This window comes from Streptomyces sp. NBC_01089 (genome assembly GCF_045162975.1).
GTDB lineage: Bacteria > Actinomycetota > Actinomycetes > Streptomycetales > Streptomycetaceae > Streptomyces.
In genome coordinates, this window is the sequence record NZ_CP108660.1 from 3,403,565 (window position 1) to 3,422,762 (window position 19,198).

Annotated in this window: 15 protein-coding genes; 9 read left to right on the forward strand and 6 right to left on the reverse strand. The window is 70.7% G+C overall.

Translation table 11 applies throughout. The annotated features are described in order from the left end of the window. Positions 1–45: 45 nt before the first annotated feature. From OG510_RS15025 to OG510_RS15045, 5 genes are all read left to right on the forward strand, one after another. Positions 46–1,215, forward strand: a complete 1,170-nt coding sequence (locus tag OG510_RS15025) for a sensor histidine kinase (protein WP_406137297.1) — start codon at positions 46–48, stop codon at positions 1,213–1,215. Between the two features lie 204 nt (positions 1,216–1,419). Continuing rightward, positions 1,420–2,754 carry a sensor histidine kinase gene (locus OG510_RS15030; RefSeq protein ID WP_406137298.1) on the forward strand — a complete coding sequence of 445 codons (1,335 nt, stop codon included), beginning with the start codon at positions 1,420–1,422 and terminating at the stop codon, positions 2,752–2,754. Between the two features lie 228 nt (positions 2,755–2,982). Beyond that, on the forward strand, positions 2,983–3,642 hold the full coding sequence (locus OG510_RS15035) for a response regulator transcription factor (RefSeq protein WP_164261102.1): 660 nt from the start codon (positions 2,983–2,985) through the stop codon (positions 3,640–3,642). Positions 3,643–3,925: 283 nt separating this feature from the next. Continuing rightward, positions 3,926–6,040, forward strand: coding sequence for a 2-oxoacid:acceptor oxidoreductase subunit alpha (locus tag OG510_RS15040; protein WP_406137300.1), 2,115 nt, complete (start codon positions 3,926–3,928; stop codon positions 6,038–6,040). After that, positions 6,033–7,094: a 2-oxoacid:ferredoxin oxidoreductase subunit beta gene (locus OG510_RS15045; protein WP_406137302.1), complete on the forward strand. Its 1,062-nt coding sequence runs from the start codon at positions 6,033–6,035 to the stop codon at positions 7,092–7,094. The genes OG510_RS15040 and OG510_RS15045 overlap by 8 nt, the downstream gene beginning before the upstream one ends. A 49-nt stretch (positions 7,095–7,143) precedes the next feature. Here the strand turns inward: OG510_RS15045 and OG510_RS15050 are convergent, their stop codons facing one another. Further along, positions 7,144–7,542, reverse strand: coding sequence for a winged helix-turn-helix transcriptional regulator (locus tag OG510_RS15050; RefSeq protein ID WP_406137304.1), 399 nt, complete (start codon positions 7,540–7,542; stop codon positions 7,144–7,146). A gap of 117 nt (positions 7,543–7,659) precedes the next feature. Between OG510_RS15050 and OG510_RS15055 the strand changes: the two genes are divergently transcribed. Both OG510_RS15055 and rarD read left to right on the forward strand, forming a co-directional pair. After that, on the forward strand, positions 7,660–8,514 hold the full coding sequence (locus tag OG510_RS15055) for an SDR family oxidoreductase (RefSeq protein ID WP_406137305.1): 855 nt from the start codon (positions 7,660–7,662) through the stop codon (positions 8,512–8,514). A 162-nt stretch (positions 8,515–8,676) separates the two neighbouring features. Beyond that, positions 8,677–9,705, forward strand: coding sequence for an EamA family transporter RarD (rarD, locus tag OG510_RS15060; RefSeq protein WP_406137306.1), 1,029 nt, complete (start codon positions 8,677–8,679; stop codon positions 9,703–9,705). Here rarD and OG510_RS15065 read toward each other — a convergent pair. The 5 genes from OG510_RS15065 to OG510_RS15085 all read right to left on the reverse strand — a co-directional run bounded on the left by OG510_RS15065 (position 9,662) and on the right by OG510_RS15085 (position 15,448). Beyond that, positions 9,662–10,243: a TetR/AcrR family transcriptional regulator gene (locus OG510_RS15065; protein ID WP_406137308.1), complete on the reverse strand. Its 582-nt coding sequence runs from the start codon at positions 10,241–10,243 to the stop codon at positions 9,662–9,664. The two genes, rarD and OG510_RS15065, sit on opposite strands and share 44 nt — an antisense overlap. 166 nt (positions 10,244–10,409) lie before the next feature. Continuing rightward, positions 10,410–11,525 (reverse strand): ABC transporter permease subunit, encoded by a 1,116-nt coding sequence (locus OG510_RS15070; RefSeq protein ID WP_406137310.1) that lies wholly within the window; start codon positions 11,523–11,525, stop codon positions 10,410–10,412. Continuing rightward, positions 11,512–12,447: an ATP-binding cassette domain-containing protein gene (locus OG510_RS15075; protein ID WP_406142402.1), complete on the reverse strand. Its 936-nt coding sequence runs from the start codon at positions 12,445–12,447 to the stop codon at positions 11,512–11,514. The genes OG510_RS15070 and OG510_RS15075 overlap by 14 nt, the downstream gene beginning before the upstream one ends. 280 nt (positions 12,448–12,727) lie before the next feature. Next, positions 12,728–14,005 carry a LolA family protein gene (locus OG510_RS15080; protein ID WP_406137312.1) on the reverse strand — a complete coding sequence of 426 codons (1,278 nt, stop codon included), beginning with the start codon at positions 14,003–14,005 and terminating at the stop codon, positions 12,728–12,730. Between the two features lie 432 nt (positions 14,006–14,437). Next, a complete protein-coding gene (locus tag OG510_RS15085; RefSeq protein ID WP_406137314.1) occupies positions 14,438–15,448 on the reverse strand; it encodes a polyprenyl synthetase family protein in 1,011 nt (336 codons plus the stop codon). A 177-nt stretch (positions 15,449–15,625) separates the two neighbouring features. Here OG510_RS15085 and OG510_RS15090 point away from each other — a divergent pair, with 177 nt between their 5' ends. Together OG510_RS15090 and OG510_RS15095 are read left to right on the forward strand one after the other, a co-directional pair. Further along, positions 15,626–17,140, forward strand: a complete 1,515-nt coding sequence (locus OG510_RS15090; RefSeq protein ID WP_406137316.1) for a peptide MFS transporter — start codon at positions 15,626–15,628, stop codon at positions 17,138–17,140. A 12-nt stretch (positions 17,141–17,152) separates the two neighbouring features. Continuing rightward, positions 17,153–19,150, forward strand: a complete 1,998-nt coding sequence (locus OG510_RS15095) for a CocE/NonD family hydrolase (RefSeq protein WP_406137318.1) — start codon at positions 17,153–17,155, stop codon at positions 19,148–19,150. Positions 19,151–19,198 lie beyond the last annotated feature (48 nt).

Genomic DNA, 19,198 nt, shown 5'->3' on the forward strand with positions numbered 1-19,198 from the left:
AGCCGCCCCATGGCATCCGCTCCGGGGGCCCGGCACTCTTGGCGCATGACCGCGATCAACTCCCCTCGGCTCGACTCCGACCGGCCGCCGCCCGCGCGCTTCGCGTTCGACCGGTTCACGTGGAAGGAGATCGCCCATCTCCTGATGAACCTGCCGGCCGCGATCGTCGGCTTTGTTTACGTCCTGTTCATGATTGCCATGGGCGGCGGCCTGGCCGTCACCGTGGTGGGTCTGCCCCTGCTCGCGCTGGGGCTGCTCGGGGCGCGGCAGCTCGGCCGGGTGGAGCGGGCCAGGGCGCGGAAGCTGCTGGGTGTCCGGATGGAGGAGCCGAGCCCGCTGTTCGTGAAGAGCGGCGGCGGCTTCTTCACCAGGCTGTGGATGAGCCTGAGGGACCCGGTGGGCTGGCGGACGATGCTGTACGGATTCATCCGGCTGCCGTGGGGCGTGCTGACCTTCACGCTCGTGCTGCCCAGTCTGTTCGTGCTCTGGCCGGTGCTGCCGTTCATCGCGCGCGGGCTGACCAACGTCGACCGGGCCATGGTCCGCGGGCTGCTGTCGCCGTCCGACGAGCTGGAGCGCCGGATCGCCGAGCTGGAGTCGGACCGCGGGGTCGTCGTGGACACGGCGGCCGCGGACCTGCGCCGTATCGAGCGGGATCTGCACGACGGGGCGCAGGCCCGGCTGGTGGCGCTGGCCATGGGTCTGGGGCTGGCCAAGGAGAAGCTCCTGGAGGATCCGGACGCGGCGGCCGTGATGGTCGGCGAGGCGCACGGCGAGGTCAAACTGGCCCTGCAGGAGCTGCGGGATCTGGCCCGCGGGATCCACCCGGCCGTCCTGACGGACCGCGGGCTCGACGCCGCGCTCTCCTCGATCGCCACCCGGTGCACGGCGCCGGTGACGGTCCATGTCGATCTGACCGAGCGTCCGGCCGAGGCGATCGAGGGCATCGCGTACTTCACGGTCTCGGAGCTGCTGCAGAACGTCAGCAAGCACGCCCGCGCGCGCTCCGCCTCGGTGGAGGTGTGGCGCGCGGCCGACCGGCTGCTGATCCGCGTCGAGGACGACGGGCGCGGCGGGGCGCGGCTCGACGGCGGTACGGGCATGGCGGGGCTCGCCGACCGGCTGGGCGCGGTCGACGGCCTCTTCGTACTGGATTCGCCGGTCGGCGGGCCGACCACGGTGACGGCGGAACTGCCCTGGCGGGACCGCGGCTGACCCGTCCGCGGCCCGGCAGGGGCACCGTCTACAGGCCGGGGGTGGGGAAAACCCCCGGTCGAAGACGGTGCCCTTCCTCATGGTCCGGGGCCTCCGCGGACGGAAGCATGGACACCGGACAGAGCAGCGCGAGAAGAACAGCTCAAGAAGAGCAGCGCGAGAAACAACCGGACGACCGGACGACCGAGAGAAACGGACACCGCCATGGCCACGGATCACGGCATCAGAACCCGGGACCACCGAGTGCCGGCGGTGCTGCGTGCGCCGTTCGAGGGCCGCACCTGGCGCGAGTTCGGGTATCTGATGCTCTCGCTGCCGATCAGCATCGTGCTCTTCGTCTTCGGGATCACGATGTTCTCGCTGAGCGCGGGCCTGCTGGTGACCTTCCTCGGGATCCCGCTGCTCGCCGTGGGCCTGGCCGTGTGCCGGGGCTTCGGGGCGATGGAGCGGGCCAGGGCGCGGGCTCTGCTGCGGGTGGACATCGCGGATCCCGCGCCGGTACGCGGCAGGACCGGCGGCTTGATGTCGTGGGCGGGGGCCGTGCTGAAGAGCGGGGCGTCCTGGCGCCATCTGCTCTACTCGCTGCTGCACTTCCCCTGGGCCGTCTTCGCGTTCTGTGTGTCGGTGGTGCTGTGGACGTACGCCTGGGCGATGCTCGCGTACCCGCTGTGGCAGTGGGTGTTCCCCGCCTACTCGGACACGAGCGGCATCCAGCTGTACGGCGACGCGACGCACAGCGTCTATCTCGACAGCCCCTTCGAGATCACGCTGACCAGCCTGAGCGGTCTGGCCTTCGTCCTCGCCACCCCCTGGGTGATCCGCGGGCTGGCCGGGGTCGACCGGATGATGGTGCTCGGGCTGCTCGGCCCGTCGCAGCTCGACACCCGGGTCACCGAGCTGGAGTCGGACCGCGGGGTCGTCGTGGACACGGCGGCGGCCGATCTGCGCCGTATCGAGCGGGATCTGCACGACGGCGCGCAGGCCCGGCTGGTGTCCCTCGCCATGGACCTCGGTCTGGCGAAGGAGAAGCTGACGGCGGACCCGGAGGCGGCGGCCCGGATGGTCGACGAGGCGCACGGCGAGGTCAAGATCGCCCTGCAGGAGCTGCGGGATCTGGCCCGCGGGATCCACCCGGCCGTTCTGACGGACCGCGGTCTCGACGCCGCGCTCTCCTCCGTCGCCTCGCGCTGCACGGTGCCGGTGCAGGTGGAGGTGGATCTGCCGGCCAGGCCGGCCGCCGCCATCGAGGGCATCGCGTACTTCACGGTCTCGGAGCTGCTGCAGAACGTCAGCAAGCACGCGCGGGCCACCCGGGCGAGTGTGGACGTCTGGCGGGTGGAGAACCGGATCATGCTGCAGGTGGCCGACAACGGCACGGGCGGCGCCACCGGCCCCGGCGGCGACCTCACGGCGGGCGCGGCGGGCGGCGGTCTCGCGGGGCTCGCGGAGCGGCTCGGCGCGGTCGACGGACTGCTGGTCGTGGACTCGCCGGCCGGCGGCCCGACGACGGTCACCGCCGAACTGCCCTGGCGCGACTGACCACCCCGGCCGCGCCCTCGTTCCCTCTCCCCTGCCGCTACGCCGGTTCGAGCCCTACGCCGGTTCGAGCCCCCGCTCCCCGACGCCGGTTCGAGCCCCCCGCTCCGCCGCGTCCTGCGGCACCCGATAGTCCAGGCTCCCGCCCGTTCGGCCCCCGATGCTGGGATGCTGGTGGGCGCAGGGCAGGAATGGACACAAGTGGGGGGCTTCAGCGTCGTGGAGGACAGAGTGCGAGTGGTCATCGCCGAGGATTCAGTGCTGCTGCGGGAGGGCCTGACCCGGTTGCTGACCGACCTCGGTCATGACGTGGTCGCGGGTGTCGGGGACGCGGAGGCGCTGATCAAGACGGTCGGGGACCTGGCGGCCCAGGAGCTGCTGCCGGATGTGGTGGTCGCGGACGTACGGATGCCGCCCACGCACACCGATGAGGGGGTACGGGCGGCCGTACGGCTGCGCAAGGACTACCCGGGGGTCGGGGTGCTGGTCCTCTCGCAGTACGTCGAGGAGCAGTACGCCACCGAGCTGCTGGCCGGGTCGAGCCGGGGTGTCGGCTATCTGCTGAAGGACCGGGTCGCCGAGGTCAGGGAGTTCGTGGACGCCGTGGTGCGGGTGGCGCAGGGCGGGACGGCGCTGGACCCCGAGGTCGTGGCGCAGCTGCTGGGCCGCAGCCGCAAGCAGGACGTGCTGGCCGGGCTGACGCCGCGTGAGCGCGAGGTGCTGGGGCTGATGGCCGAGGGGCGGACGAACTCGGCGGTGGCCAAGCAGCTGGTGGTCAGCGACGGGGCGGTGGAGAAGCACGTCAGCAATATCTTCCTGAAGCTCGGGCTCTCGCCGAGTGACGGGGATCACCGTCGGGTCCTCGCCGTGCTGACCTATCTGAACTCGTAATTACCTGACACTCTGTCAGATAGCGAGGTCGGGGCCGTATCGCGAGAGAGGCCCCGGGCAGGTCCTAGATCCAAAGGATGAACACCCAGCGCGAGCGCCCGATGACACCGAAGGGCAGGAGGGGCGGTTCCAATGACCGCAATTCCGGGCAATTCGGCGTCTCAAAAAGGCGTCCACTTCATGAGCCTTCCAGGGAAGGCCACCCTTACCGTCGTAGGGTGGGTTCCGGTGTGCCCGGGCAGCCGGGCGCATCCGAGCAGCCGCCCGAGGGAGGTCCAGTTCAGTGACCAGCCAGGTCAGTAGCCCAGCCGAGCAGGCCGACGGATCCGATGAGGCCGTCGTCGGGGAACAACGCGCCCTTCTGATCGACGAAGAGGGCAGGGTCGAAGAGGGCACGGTCGAAGAGGGCACGGTCGAAGAGGGCAGCACCGGAGACGGCAGGGCCGGTGAGCGCGGCGCCACAGCGGACACGGCACCCGGCACCGCCACCGGCACGGACGCGGCCCCCGGCACCGCCACCGGCCCCAGCAGCCCCGGCCCCGGCCCCAAAGAGGTGCGTCGGCTGAGTCGGGTGATCATCCGGTTCGCGGGGGATTCGGGTGACGGGATGCAGCTCACGGGTGACCGGTTCACCTCGGAGACCGCGTCGTTCGGGAACGACCTCTCGACCCTGCCGAACTTCCCGGCCGAGATCCGGGCGCCCGCGGGCACTCTGCCGGGTGTTTCCTCGTTCCAGCTGCACTTCGCCGATCACGACATCCTCACTCCCGGCGACGCGCCGAACGTCCTCGTCGCGATGAACCCGGCCGCGCTGAAGGCGAACATCGCCGATGTGCCGCGGGGCGCGGACATCATCGTGAACACCGACGAGTTCACGAAGCGGCCGATGGCGAAGGTCGGTTACCCGGCGTCCCCGCTGGAGGACGGCTCCCTGGACGCCTACCAGGTCCACCCGGTGCCGCTGACGACGCTGACGATCGAGGCACTCAAGGAGTTCGGGCTCTCCCGCAAGGAGGCCGAGCGCAGCAAGAACATGTTCGCGCTCGGGCTGCTGTCGTGGATGTACCACCGGCCGACGGAGAACACCGAACAGTTCCTGCGGGCCAAGTTCGCGAAGAAGCCGCAGATCGCGGAGGCGAACGTCGCCGCGTTCCGCGCGGGGTGGAACTTCGGTGAGACGACGGAGGACTTCGCCGTCTCGTACGAGGTCGAGCCGGCCGCCACCGCGTTCCCCGCCGGCACCTACCGCAACATCAGCGGGAACCTGGCCCTGTCGTACGGGCTGGTCGCCGCGGGCCGGCAGGCGGACCTGCCGCTCTACCTCGGCTCGTATCCGATCACCCCGGCCTCCGACATCCTGCACGAGCTGTCCCGGCACAAGAACTTCGGCGTGCGGACCTTCCAGGCCGAGGACGAGATCGCCGCCATCGGCGCCGCCCTGGGCGCCGCTTTCGGCGGCTCCCTCGCCGTGACCACCACCTCGGGCCCCGGAGTCGCGCTCAAGTCAGAGACGATCGGCCTGGCCGTCTCCCTCGAACTGCCCCTCCTGGTCATCGCGATCCAGCGCGGCGGGCCCTCCACCGGACTGCCCACCAAGACCGAACAGGCCGACCTGCTCCAGGCCATGTTCGGCCGCAACGGCGAAGCCCCCGTCCCGGTCATCGCGCCCAGGACCCCCGCGGACTGCTTCGACGCCGCCCTGGACGCCGCCCGGATCGCCGTCACCTACCGCACCCCGGTCTTCCTGCTCTCCGACGGCTACCTCGCCAACGGCTCCGAGCCCTGGCGCATCCCCGAGACCGGCGAACTGCCCGACCTGCGCCCCCGGTTCGCGACCGCGCCCAACCACGAACTCGCGGACGGCACCGAGGTGTTCTGGCCCTACAAGCGCGACCCGCAGACCCTGGCCCGCCCCTGGGCGGTCCCCGGCACCCCCGGCCTCGAACACCGCATCGGCGGCATCGAGAAACAGGACGGCACCGGGAACATCTCCTACGACCCGGCCAACCACGACTTCATGGTCCGCACCCGCCAGGCCAAGATCGACGGCATCGACGTCCCGGACCTGCACACCGACGACCCCGACCAGGCCCGCACCCTCGTCCTCGGCTGGGGCTCCACCTACGGCCCCATCACCGCAGCCGTCCGCAGGCTCCGCAAGGACGGCGTCCCCATCGCCCAGGCCCACCTGCGCCACCTCAACCCCTTCCCCGCCAACCTCGGCGAGACCCTCCACCGTTACGACAAGGTCGTCGTCCCGGAGATGAACCTCGGCCAGCTCGCCCTCCTCATCCGGGCCAAATACCTGGTCGACGCCGTCTCCTACAACCAGGTCAACGGCATGCCCTTCAAGGCGGAACAGCTCGCGACGGCACTCAAGGAGGCCATCGATGCCTGACACCAACGAACTCCTGAACCTGGTGCCCAAGGCCGAGGCCGAACAGTCCATGAAGGACTTCAAATCCGACCAGGAAGTCCGCTGGTGCCCCGGCTGCGGCGACTACGCCGTCCTCGCCGCCGTCCAGGGCTTCATGCCCGACCTCGGCCTCGCCAAGGAAAACATCGTCTTCGTCTCCGGCATCGGCTGCTCGTCCCGCTTCCCGTACTACATGAACACCTACGGGATGCACTCCATCCACGGCCGCGCCCCCGCCATCGCCACCGGCCTCGCCACCTCACGCCGCGACCTGTCCGTCTGGGTCGTCACCGGCGACGGCGACGCCCTGTCCATCGGCGGCAACCACCTCATCCACGCCCTGCGCCGCAACGTCAACCTCAAGATCCTCCTCTTCAACAACCGGATCTACGGGCTGACCAAGGGCCAGTACTCACCGACCTCCGAAGTCGGCAAGATCACCAAGTCCACCCCGATGGGCTCGCTCGACTCCCCCTTCAACCCGGTCTCGCTGGCCATCGGCGCCGAGGCGTCCTTCGTCGCCCGCACCGTCGACTCCGACCGCAAACACCTCACCAGCGTGCTGCGCGCGGCCGCCGACCACCCCGGCACAGCCCTCGTCGAGATCTACCAGAACTGCAACATCTTCAACGACGGAGCCTTCGAAGCCCTCAAGGACCGCGAACAGGCCCAGGAAGCGGTCATCCGCCTCGAACACGGCCAGCCCATCCGCTTCGGCACCCCCGAAGCACCCAAGGGCGTCATCCGCGACCACACCACCGGCGACCTCGAAGTCGTCGACGTCACCCCGCAGAACGAAGCCGACGTCCTGGTCCACGACGCACACTCCACGTCACCGACCACCGCCTTCGCCCTCTCCCGCCTCGCCGACGCCGACACCCTCCACCACACCCCCATCGGCGTGCTCCGCGACGTCCAGCGGCCCGTCTACGACACCCTCATGAACACCCAGCTCGAAACCGCCGTCGAACAACACGGCAAGGGCGACCTCGCCACCCTCCTCGCCGGCAACGACACCTGGACCGTCGCGGGCTGAGTACACCTCAGGTGCCGGTGAGCGCCGCCCCGGGCCCGGTTCTGCTCCGTCAGGACCGGGCCCCGTCGTATGCCTCGCGCGCCGTCAGCACCGTGTCGACCTGCCGCTCGGTCCACCGGGCGAGCGCCCACACCTGCTCGGCGGCCTCCCTGCCGAGCGGCGTGAGCGAGTAGTCCACGCGCGGCGGGATGACCGGCTTGGCGTCGCGGTCGACGAAGCCGTCCCGCTCCAGCGTCTGCAGCGTCTGGGCGAGCATTTTCTCGCTGACCCCGCCCACCCGCCGGCGGAGCTCGCTGAAGCGGTACGAGCGGTCCAGCAGCGCGGCGAGCACGAGCACGCCCCAGCGGCTGGTGACATGTTCCAGGATCAGCCGCGAGGGGCACATCGCCTGGTTGACGTCGGGCCCGGACCCGGTCGCCGCTCTTCCCAGCACTTCGCTTACGTCCATACCAGTACCTTACTTCAAAGTGGGTACTTTCCCCTGGTTAGTACCCCTCGTAGGGTGAGTGCCAGAGGGCGTACCCCACGCCCCACCCGACCCCCGACCCACAGGGAGCACCACCTCATGAGCATCGTCGTCACCGGAGCCACCGGGGCACTCGGCCGCCTCGTCATCGACGAGCTGCTCGCCAGGGTCCCCGCGGACCAGGTCGCAGCCGTCGTACGCAACAAGGAGAAGGCCGCGGGCCTGGCGGCGCGCGGCGTCGAGCTGCGCATCGCCGACTACAGCGACCCGGCGAGCCTCGACGGGGCGTTCCGCTCCGGCGACCGGGTGCTGCTCATCTCCGGGAGCGAGGTCGGCCGGCGGGTGCCGCAGCACACCGCGGTCATCGAGGCGGCGAAGGCGGCGGGCGTCGCCCAGCTCGCGTACACGGGCATCCTGGGCGGCCCCGACGCCGACTTCCAGCTGGCCGACGAGCACAAGGTGACCGAGCAGCTGATCCTGGACTCCGGGCTGCCGTACACCTTCCTGCGCAACGGCTGGTACAACGAGAACTACACCGAGAACCTCGCGCCGGTCCTGGAGCACGGCGCGGTCGTCACCAACGCGGGCGACGGCCGGGTCGCGTCGGCCGCCCGCGCCGACTACGCGGCGGCCGCCGCCACCGTCCTCGTGTCGGACGGCCACCTGGGCCGGGTCCACGAGCTGAGCGGCGACACCGCCTGGTCCTTCGCGGAGTACGCGGCGGAGGTCGCGAAGGCCACGGGCAAGGAGATCGTGTACCGCAACGTCCCGGCGGCCACCCACCAGGAGATCCTGACCGGTGCCGGTGTCCCCGAGGCGATGGCGGCGATCCTCGCGGACGTGGGGACGGCCATCGAGCGCGGCCTGCTGGCCACCACGAGCGGCGACCTGGCCCGGCTGACCGGACGCCCCACCACCCCGATCGCCACGTCGATCGCGGCCGCACTGGCGTGACACCGTGCGGCGGCCGTACAGCGGTGCCGCCTTTCGTACGGCGGTGCCGCCTGTCATGAGCGTATGACGAAACGGGCATGACAGCCGGGCCCTCCTCCCGTACCTTCGAATCCGTGCGCCTCGTGCCTTCGACGCATGCCGGACGAACTCAGGGGAGGGCCCGTGAAGGGCACCAGTGAGCAGCGGGCAGGGTTCCTGAACGGCGTTGCCGCGTACGTGCTGTGGGGGCTCGTCCCGATGTTCTGGCCGCTGCTCAAGCCGTCGGGCGCCATGGAGATCCTGGCCCACCGCATGGTGTGGTCGCTCGGCGTCGTCCTGATCGCCCTGCTCGTGATGCGGCGCTGGACCTGGATCGGCGAGCTGGTCCGCGCGCCCCGCAAGCTGGGCCTGGTGGCCATCGCCGCGGTGGCCATCAGCGTCAACTGGGGCGGCTACATCTGGGCCGTGAACGACGGTCAGGTCGTCGAAGCCTCGCTCGGCTACTTCATCAACCCGCTGGTCACCATCGCGATGGGCGTCCTGCTCCTGGGCGAACGGCTGCGCCCCGCCCAGTGGGCCGCCGTCGCCACCGGCGCCACGGCCGTCGTGGTGCTGGCCGTCGGTTACGGCAAGCCGCCCTGGATCTCGCTGATGCTGGCCTTCTCCTTCGCGACGTACGGGCTGGTCAAGAAGAAGGTGAATCTCGGCGGGCTGGAGTCGCTCACGGCGGAGACGGCGCTGCAGTTCCTGCCGGCGCTGGCGTATCTGCTGTTCCTCGCCGGGCGCGGCGAGTCCACCTTCGGCCCGCCCGCGCACGGGGTGCTCCTGGCCTCCACGGGGCTGGTCACCGCGATCCCGCTGATCCTGTTCGGCGCGGCGGCGATCCGCGTACCGCTCTCGACCCTGGGACTGCTCCAGTACCTGACGCCGGTCTTCCAGTTCGGCCTGGGCACCCTGTACTTCCATGAGGCGATGCCGCCGGAGCGGTGGGCCGGGTTCGCGCTGGTGTGGCTGGCGCTGACGGTCCTGACCTGGGACGCCCTGCGGAACGCGCACCGGACGCGGGCACGGGCCGCTCAGCTGACGGCCGAGGCGCGGGAGCGGGAGCAGGACCGGACGCAGGAACCGGGGGCAGTACGGGAGCAGGCGCAGGAGCCGCCCCGGGCTGTCAGCCGCCCAGCGCCTTCAGAACATGGGCGATCAGCCGGGTGATCTCCTCCGCGTCGTACGGGGGCCTGCGCAGGCTGTGCCGGTAGTAGAGCGGGCCGTAGAGCAGCTCCACCCCCAGCTGGACATCGGCGTCCTCGGGGAGTTCGCCCTGCTCCTGGGCGCTGCGCAGCCGGCCTGTCGCGCCCCTGACCCGGGGATCGATGAACTGCTCCTGCACGGTCCTGGCCAGGTCGTCGTCGTACTGGATCTCGGTGAGGATCCCGGCGTACGCGGGCCCGAGCGGCGGATGGGCGAGGAGCCGCACCACTCCGCTCATCTGGGAGTGGAGGTCGGCGGCGAGGTCGCCGGTGTCGGGGAAGGGGCGGGTCTTGATGACCGCGTCGTCCAGCGCTTCGAGCACCAGCGCGCCCTTCGACGGCCACCAGCGGTAGATCGTCTTCTTGCTCACACCGGCACGGGCGGCGATCGCCTCGATGGTGACGCGGGCGTACCCCCGCTCGATACAGAGCACGAGGGCGGCCGCGAGGATCGCCTGCTGTGATTTCTCACTGCGGCGTGCGGGGTTGGGCGTGAGGTTCACCGCTTGAGTCTATTCACCGGTCAGGGACGGGGACGATACGTAGCGTCTTGACAGCGGAAGGTGTACGTCCGAGAATATGGCCGGGGAAACGGTACGTGTCGTGTCGAGCCGCGTCGGGGGACGGCTTCTCGGTACGGCACGTGCCCTCCCTTTCTCGCTTCCCCGGTCAGGCCGCGATGTCCTTCGTGGTGAACCGCGCCCAGGCCGCCGAGCCGAACACCACGGCGTACAGCCCCTGCAGGCCGAGGTTCTTGACGATCTCGTCCCAGTAGACCGGTGCCCGCAGCAGGTCGGCGAAGGACAGCCAGTAGTGCGGGAACAGATACGGCTGGAGCGCGTGCAGCTGGGGGATCCCGTCCAGGATCTGCACCGTGATCACCAGACCGACCGTCGTCGCCATCGCGGCGATTCCGCTGCTGGTGAGGGTGGAGACGAACAGGCCGACGGCCGCGACCCCGACCAGTGAGGCGGCGACGACGGCCGAGATCAGCGCCGCCCGGCCGAGGCCGTCGGCGAAGGAGATCTGGGTCCCCGAGATCGTCGTGACATCACCGAGCGGGAAGAGCAGCGCCCCCACCGCAAGCGCGGAGGCCGCCACGACCAGGGTCGCGGCCAGACAGAAGGCCACGGCGCAGACGGACTTGGCGAGCAGCAGCCGGGTCCGGCCGGCCGGGGCGACCAGCAGATAGCGCAGCGTCCCGGCGCTGGCCTCCCCCGCCACGGAATCCCCCGCGATGACACCGATCGCCATCGGCAGGAACACCGGCAGGGTCGCGGCGAGCGCCGCGAAGACCAGGAACAGGCCGTTGTTGGTGATGTCCGTGAGGAAGGCGGGGCCGTTGCCGCTGGGGTCGCGGGCCGTCGAGCCATGGTCCGACTCCAGCTTGACGGCGATCCCGATGAGGACCGGGACCGCGGCCAGCACGGCGAGCAGCGCGAGGGTGCGCCAGCGGCGGAAGGTGACGGTCAGCTCGGAGGCGAAGAGCCCGAGCTGCCGGCGCGGATACGAGCCGGCGCGCGACGCCCCGGGCCCACCGGGACCGGGGCTGGTGCTTCTGGGGCTGGTGCTTCCGGGGCTGGCGGTTCCGGGGCTGGCGCCCTCGGGCCGGTCGTTTCCGGGCCGGTCGTCTCCGGGCCGGTCGTCTCCGGGCCGGTCGTCTCCGGGCCGGTCGTCTCCGGGCCGGTCGCCCCGAGGCTCGCCGTCCCCGGGCCCGCCGTCCCCGGGCCTCCCGTCCCCAGGGCCCTGTTGCGGCTCCTGCCTGGACGCCTCAGCCTGCGACATCGAAACCCTCTCCGGTGAGTGCGACGAAGGCGTCCTCCAGAGAGGCCCGTTCGACGCCGAAGGACCTGACGCGGACGCCTTCCCGTACGAGAGCGGCGTTGAGGTCCGCCACATCCGTCCCGGCCGACGGGATGTCACCGGTCACCCGGTCCCCCGCCACCTCCACGCCGGTGACTCCCCGCTCCCCCAGTACGCGGGCGGCCACGTCGGGGTCGGGTGTGCCGACGGCGAGGCGGCCGCGGGTCGCGAGATCGGCGACGGGGCCCTGGGCGAGCAGGGTGCCCCTGGCCATCACGGCCGCGTGGGTGCAGACCTGTTCGATCTCGTCCAGGAGGTGGGAGGAGAGGAAGACGGTGGTGCCGTCCTCGGCCAGTTCCCTCACCAGGGTCCTGATCTCCCGCATGCCCTGCGGATCGAGCCCGTTCGTCGGCTCGTCCAGGACGAGCAGTCCGCGCGGCTGGAGCAGCGCGGCGGCGAGACCGAGCCGCTGCTTCATACCGAGCGAGTACGCCTTGGCCTTCTTGGCCGACGCGTGGGCGAGCCCGACCCGTTCGAGAGCGGCGTCGACGCGGGTGCGCCGGGTGCGGGGGTCGGCCTGCGGGTCGGCGGAGTCGTAGCGCAGCAGATTGTCGCGCCCGGAGAGGAACCCGTACAGCGCGGGGCCCTCGATGAGGGCGCCGACCTCGGGCAGGACGCTGCGGGCGGCGCCGGGCATCGGCCGCCCGAGCAGGCTGGCGGTGCCGGAGGTCGGGGCGATGAGGCCGAGGAGCATCCGGATCGTGGTGGTCTTGCCGGAGCCGTTGGGCCCGAGGAAGCCGAAGACGCTGCCGCGCGGGACGGTGAGGTCCAGGCGGTTCACGGCGAGTTGGCCGCCGCGGAAGCGTTTGGTGAGGGCATGGGTTTCGATGACGGCTTCAGGCATGGCGATGGTCCCGTCGGTTCGGCGCACCTGCGGACCAGGCTAACGGGAACAGCCGCCCGGCCCCGGCCGGGCCACCGGGGCCCCGCCGAGCACGGACCCAGCCGGGCCACCAGGGCCCGGCCGAGCACAGATCCAGCCGGACCACCAAGACCCCGCCGAGCGCGGACCCAGCCGGACCCACCAGGGCCCGGCCGAGCACAGATCCAGCCGGACCACCAAGACCCCGCCGAGCGCGGACCCAGCCGGACCCACCAGGACCCGGCCGGATCCGTCGCCGGGCCTACTTGGCCGCGTCGGCCGCCTTGACCAGTCCGGCCTTGTCGACGGTGCCGACGAAGACCTTTCCGTCATCCGTCATCAGCGCGTTCACCAGCCGGGTGTGGAAGACCGTGCCCGAGCCGAACGAGCCGGTCACCCTGTCCCCCAGCGAGCTGAGGAACTTCTGCGCGTCCGCCGGGACGCCGCTCTTCTGCGCGGAGCCGCCCGGCGCACCGATGCCCTTGCCGCTGCCGGTGTCGATCCTGGCCACCGACGTCCAGCCCTTGCCGATGATGTTCAGGCCCTTGAAGTCCTCCGGCGAGCCCGACTTCAGGTCCTTCGGGCTGCCCTGGGGCACCCCGTGCGTACCGGCCTTCGGAGCGGCCTTCGTACCGGCCTTCGGAGCGGCGCCCTCCGTCACCTTCGCGCCCTTCGGCGGAGTGAAGGTGAACGTGGAGGCCGCGGGCTTCCCGAAGTCGACCTTCGTGAAGCCCACATCGATCGCCGCCTTGCCGCCGCCGCTCGGCGTGAGGGTGAACTTCAGCGGGGTGCCGGTCTTCGCGTCCACCGCGATACGGACCGAACCGATCGTGGAACCGGACTGCTTCGGCTTGATGAGCAGCTGGTACGCGTCATGGCCCGCCACCTGCGCCGTGCCGTCGACACTCACCGATGTCGTCGGTCCGACGGCCTTCAGCGTCTGCTCGGCGAGGTCCTTCGGAGTGGCCGGGAGCTTGTCGGTGTGGCCGCTGCCGCCCTTCCGGCCGTCCGCCGGTGCGCCGGTCCTCGCGTGGTAGACCTCGTTCGACTTGCTGTCGTACGCCCAGACCTGACCCCCGTTGTGGATCAGGCTGTACTCGGCGGCGCTGTCCATGATGGACACCCGCTGCTTGTCGGGGCCGTCGGCGGCCACCCGCAGGGTGTGCGTGCCCGAGGCCAGCTCCATCAGCTTGGATTCGGGCGACGCGCTCGACCCGCCCTTGTCACCGCCACCGCTGACCGCGCCCCCGCCGATGCTGCCGGCCAGTCCGCCCAGCGACGGGATGCCCAGGTCCGATTCGGCCTTCACCGTGCCGGAGAGCTGCTGGGTGTCCGATGCGGCCATCTTCTCGATGAGCTGCTGCGCCGAGATCTTCGGAAGGCTGGGGTCGCCCGAGCTGGCGAGCGCCGGCACGAGGCCGATCGTCACCGCGGCCACCCCCGCGACTCCGACCGGGACGAGATAACGCGCCGCCTTCCGGCGGGCCGCGGCGGAAGTCCCGGCCTCTCCGGTGCCCTGTGCAGTGTCGTTCGGTGCCATGTGTGCCCTACCTCCGTGATCGGCGGCGATCCGTACGGTTGCGCTCGTCCACCCCGCGCCGCCATTCTCACCCGAATTGGTGGGGTGTGGTGCAGTCCATCTCACCAAATTCCCGGGCCGTACGCGTCAGCCCCCGGGAGCAACTGCGCCTAGTGCTGCGGTATGACAGACGGCGCCGGCAACGCGCCCCGCCCCGTAGGGGAAGCGGCCGGCCGGGGAGAGAGGCCCACCCGTCCGAAGGACCCGCCCGGTGCGACCGGCCCAACGGACGACGAAGGGCCCGCCCGCGGATACGCGGCACGGGCCCGGCACACACCCTGTCCGAACGGCGGCACGTACACCCGGACCAACCATCGGCATGTACACCCGGACCAACCGGCGGCACATACACCCGGACCAACCAGCGGCACGTCACCGCCGCCCCGGCACGTCCTACCCGACGCGGTGCACCACCGCGCCGCACAGCTCCTCGAGAGCGGTCTTCGCGAAGCACTCGGGCAGCGGCGCCAGTGAGGCCCTGGCCTCCTCCGCGTACCGCACGGTGTCCTGGCGTACCTGCTCCAGGGCCGGGTGCGCCCGCATCAGCCGCAGCGCCTCGGCATGCCGGGCGTCGTCCGTCAGATCGCCCGACAGCAGCTCGACCAGGGCGAGATCGTCCGGGCGGCCGTACTCGGCGGCCTGGGCGCGCAGCCGCAGGACCGGCAGGGTGGGGATGCCCTCACGCAGGTCGGTCCCCGGTGTCTTGCCGGACTCGTGGCTGTCGCTCGCGATGTCCAGGACGTCGTCGGCCAGCTGGAACGCGGTGCCGAGCCGCTCGCCGTACTGCGTGAGGATGTTCACCACGCTCTCGTCGGCGCCGGACATCATCGCGCCGAACCGTCCGGAGACGGCGATCAGGGAGCCCGTCTTGCCCGCGATGACGTCGAGGTAGTGGCCGACCGGGTCGCGGCCGTCGCGCGGGCCCGCGGTCTCCAGGATCTGGCCGGTGACGAGGCGTTCGAACGCCTCGGCCTGGATGCGTACGGCCTCCGGGCCCAGGTCGGCCAGGATGTGCGAAGCGCGCGCGAAGAGGAAGTCGCCGGTCAGGACCGCGACCGAGTTGTCCCAGCGCGCGTTGGCGCTGTCCACCCCGCGGCGCACTTCCGCCTCGTCCATCACGTCGTCGTGGTAAAGCGTCGCCAGATGTGTCAATTCGACCACTACGGCCGAAGGCACGACTCCGGGTGCATAAGGGTCACCGAACTGGGCAGCGAGCATCACAAGAAGCGGACGAAAGCGCTTACCCCCGGCTCGCACAAGATGCTGCGCGGCCTCCGTGATGAAAGGGACCTCGCTCTTGGTGGCATCGAGCAGCCCGGCCTCGACAGCTGCCAATCCGGCCTGGACATCGGCCTCAAGTGCCTGGTCCCGCACGTTCAGCCCGAATGGCTCGACGACGGTCACGAGGGGATCTCCTGTCTGCTGACGATCACACGGATTGTCGATGTGTCGCTGTCCGCACTCAAGTCAGCGTATCCGGTCCTCTTTCGATCACCATGAGCGCCTGCCCGCCCACCCCGAGCACATACCGAGCGTGACCGGTATGTTCAAAACAAGTCGATTCGAATGGGAGCAGTACCTTTGTCCGGAACAGAGCCGCAGCCGGGACAGGCACCACCGTCCCAGCCCCCGCCGGAGCCGGGCGACGACCACTCGTTCTTCGGTCAGCCGCGCGGCCTGGCGACGCTGTCGGGACTGGAGATCTGGGAGCGGTTCTCGTTCCTCGGGATGCAGGCCATCCTCGTCCTCTACTTCACGGCCGCGGTCAACCAGGACGGTCTCGGCATGTCGCCGGGGGCGGCGGCGTCCATCTCCGCCGCGTACGGCACGCTGGTCTATCTGGTCTCGGTGGCGGGCGGCTGGCTGGCCGACCGCATTCTCGGTTCCTACCGCGCGGTCCTCGGCGGCGGCATCCTCATCGCGCTCGGCCACTACTCCATGGCGGTCCCGACGGCCGGTATGACCTGGGTGGGCCTGGGGCTCATCTCGATCGGTACGGGGCTGCTGAAGCCGAACGTGGCGACCCTGGTCGGCAAGCTCTACCGGACCGAGGACCAGCGCCGCGACGCCGGCTTCGCCCTCTACTACATGTGCATCAACATCGGTGCCTTCCTCGGCCCGCTGATCACCGGCTGGCTCGGTGACCACAAGGGCTGGCACTGGGGCTTCTCGGCCGCCGCCGTCGGGATGACGCTGGGTCTGATCCAGTACGTCCTGGGGCGCCGCACCATCGCGGGCCGCACCGACGCCGCCGAGCAGGCGCTGCCGCCCGCGGCGATGCGCCGCGCCGTCCGGATGATCGTCGGCGGGGCGCTGGCGGTCGCGGTGATCGCCGTGATCCTGGGGCTCTCCGGCTGGCTGACGCTGGACCGCACCGTCGACGCGCTGACCATCATCTCGGTGGCCGCGCCGGTCGTCTTCTTCGCCGTGATGTTCCGCAGCCCGCGGGTGACGAAGGCCGAGCGCGGCCATCTCCGCCCGTACATCGTGCTGTTCCTGGCCTCGGTGGTCTTCAACTTCATCCTCTTCCAGGCGTACTCGACGATGATCCTGCTCGCGTCGACCAACGCCAAGACGGAGATCTTCGGCTACCACTTCCCGGCCAGCTGGTACGCGTCGGCGCTCGGCGCCTTCGAGGTGGCCCTGGCGCCCGTGGTCGCCGCTCTGTGGGTCCGGATGGGCAAGCGCCAGCCGCACGCGTCCAACAAGATCGCGATCGGCACCATCCTCGGCGGGCTCTCCTTCCTGATCATGGTCCCCGCCACATCGGGCCGCACGGGCACCGACTGGCTGATGTCCGTCTGGTGGATCGTCGGCTCGTACGCGCTGCTGGGGCTCGGCGACATCCTGGTCGAGACCTCGGGCATGTCCGCCACCACCAAGCTCGCGCCGGCCGCCTTCGCCAGCCAGACGATGGCCCTCTGGTTCCTGTCGCTCGCCCTCGCCAACGGCATCCAGGCGCAGATCGTGAAGTTGTACGGCGAGGTCTCCGACCCGGCGTACTTCGGTGTCAACGGCGCCATCGCCGTCGTCGCCGGGCTCGCGGTCGTCGCCGCCGCCCCCTGGCTCAAACGCACCATGCACCCCGTCCACTGAGGAGCGCCTGCCGTGGCTCGAATCCGCACCGAATTCCCGTACGAGACCCGCCGCGAGGACGTCTGGATCCCGCTCCCGGACGGCACGCAGCTGTACGCCAGGATCTGGCGCCCGGTCAACGCCGACGGGCCGGTCCCCGCCCTGCTCGAATACCTTCCGTACCGGCTGAGCGACTGGACGGCGCCGCGGGACTGGCAGCGGCACCCCTGGTACGCGGGCCACGGCTACGCCTCCGTCCGGGTGGATGTGCGCGGCCACGGCAACTCGACCGGTATGCCGGGTGACGAGTACGACGCCCAGGAGCTGGCCGACGGGGTCGCGGTGGTGAACTGGCTGGCCGAACAGGACTGGTGCACCGGCAAGGTCGGGATGTTCGGCATCTCGTGGGGCGGCTTCAACTCGCTCCAGATCGCGGCCATCGCCCCCGAGCCGCTCAAGGCGATCGTCACGGTCTGCTCCGCCGACGACCGCTACGACAACGACGTCCACTACATGGGCGGCTCGGTGCTCGCCGTGGACATGCACGCCTGGGCGGCCACCATGCTCGCCTTCGTGTCACGGCCGCCGGACCCGGCGCAGGTCGGCTCGGTCTGGCGGGACATGTGGCTGAGCCGTCTGGAGGCCGTCGAGCCCTTCATCCACACCTGGCTCGCCCATCAGACGCGCGACGACTACTGGAAGCACGGCAGCGTCTGCGAGGACTACTCGGCGATCAAGGCGGCCGTACTGACCGTCGGCGGCTGGCACGACCCGTACCGGGACACCGCGCTGCGGCTGGTCGGGAATCTGGACCCGTCGCGGGTGCGGGGGCTGATCGGCCCGTGGTCGCACCAGTATCCGGACCGCGGGCTGCCGCCGGGCCCGGCGATCGGCTTCCTCCAGGAGACCCTGCGCTGGTGGGACCACCATCTGAAGGGCGAGGACAACGGGGTGATGGACGAGCCGCTGCTGCGCTCGTGGATCAGTGAGTCGCACCCGCCGGCCACGGTCTACCCGGAGCTGCCCGGCCGCTGGGTCGCGGACACCGCCTGGCCTTCGCCGCATGTCACCCCCGTGTCGTACGCGCTCCAGGGCGACCCGATGGAGGTCAGGTCGCCGATGCAGACCGGTCTGGACGCCGGGCGGTTCTTCCCGTTCGGCAATGACTCGGACCTGCCTCCCGACCAGCGGGACGAGGACGCGAAGTCCGTCTGTTTCGAATTCCCGGTCCGTCAGGCCCCCATCGAGATCCTGGGCCGCGCCAAGGTGCACCTGTCGGTGCGCTCCGACGTCCCCACGGGGCAGGTCGTCGCCCGGCTCTGCGATGTCGCGCCTGACGGCTCGTCCACTCTGGTCACCCGGGGCGCGCTCAACTTCTCGGCGCGCCACGGACGGGACCGTGTGGACCCCTGGGAGCCGGGCGCCACCGAGTCGCTCACCTTCGAGCTGAACGGCGTCGGCCACACCTTCCCGCCCGGTCACCGCATCCGCCTGTCGGTGTCGTCGGCGTACTGGCCGTGGATCTGGCCGCAGCCCGACTCGGCGCACGGCTGGACCCTTGACCCGGCGGCCTCGACGATGGAACTCCCGGTCCGCGCGCACACCGAGGACCACATCACCTTCGACGAGCCGGAGCAGTCGGAGCCGCTCGCGGTGGAGTATCCGGATAATCCGGACGAGCGCCCGGAGCGTCTCGTCGTACGCGATGTGGCGAAGGGCGACTGGCGTCTGGAGGTGGACCCCCGCTACGGGGGCACCCGGATCTACCCGGACGGCCTGGAGTTCAGCGAGGACGCGCTGGAGACGTACACGATCAACGAGGCGGACCCGCTGACGGCGCACACCCGCTCGGACTGGTCGATCCGGCTGCACCGCCCCGAGACGGGCTGGGACGCCCGGGTGCGGACCAGGTCCGAGATCACCTGCGACGCCCGGGACTTCATCACGTCGAGCGAAGTGGTGTGCCAGGAGGGCGACGAGGTGGTCTTCCGGCGGAGCTGGGAGAAGCGGATCCCGCGCACGGCGGGGTAGCGCGCCGGGTACGGCGGGGCGGGGCACCGCGAACGTTTCACCAGCTGA

Bases quoted from the DNA above. Each gene is read 5' to 3' on its own strand.
- OG510_RS15025 (WP_406137297.1), top strand. From the start codon at position 46: ATGACCGCGATCAACTCCCCTCGGCTCGACTCCGACCGGCCGCCGCCC.
- OG510_RS15030 (WP_406137298.1), top strand. From the start codon at position 1,420: ATGGCCACGGATCACGGCATCAGAACCCGGGACCACCGAGTGCCGGCG.
- OG510_RS15045 (WP_406137302.1), top strand. From the start codon at position 6,033: ATGCCTGACACCAACGAACTCCTGAACCTGGTGCCCAAGGCCGAGGCC.
- OG510_RS15050 (WP_406137304.1), bottom strand. From the start codon at position 7,542: ATGGACGTAAGCGAAGTGCTGGGAAGAGCGGCGACCGGGTCCGGGCCC.
- OG510_RS15055 (WP_406137305.1), top strand. From the start codon at position 7,660: ATGAGCATCGTCGTCACCGGAGCCACCGGGGCACTCGGCCGCCTCGTC.
- OG510_RS15070 (WP_406137310.1), bottom strand. From the start codon at position 11,525: ATGTCGCAGGCTGAGGCGTCCAGGCAGGAGCCGCAACAGGGCCCTGGG.
- OG510_RS15075 (WP_406142402.1), bottom strand. From the start codon at position 12,447: ATGCCTGAAGCCGTCATCGAAACCCATGCCCTCACCAAACGCTTCCGC.
- OG510_RS15080 (WP_406137312.1), bottom strand. From the start codon at position 14,005: ATGGCACCGAACGACACTGCACAGGGCACCGGAGAGGCCGGGACTTCC.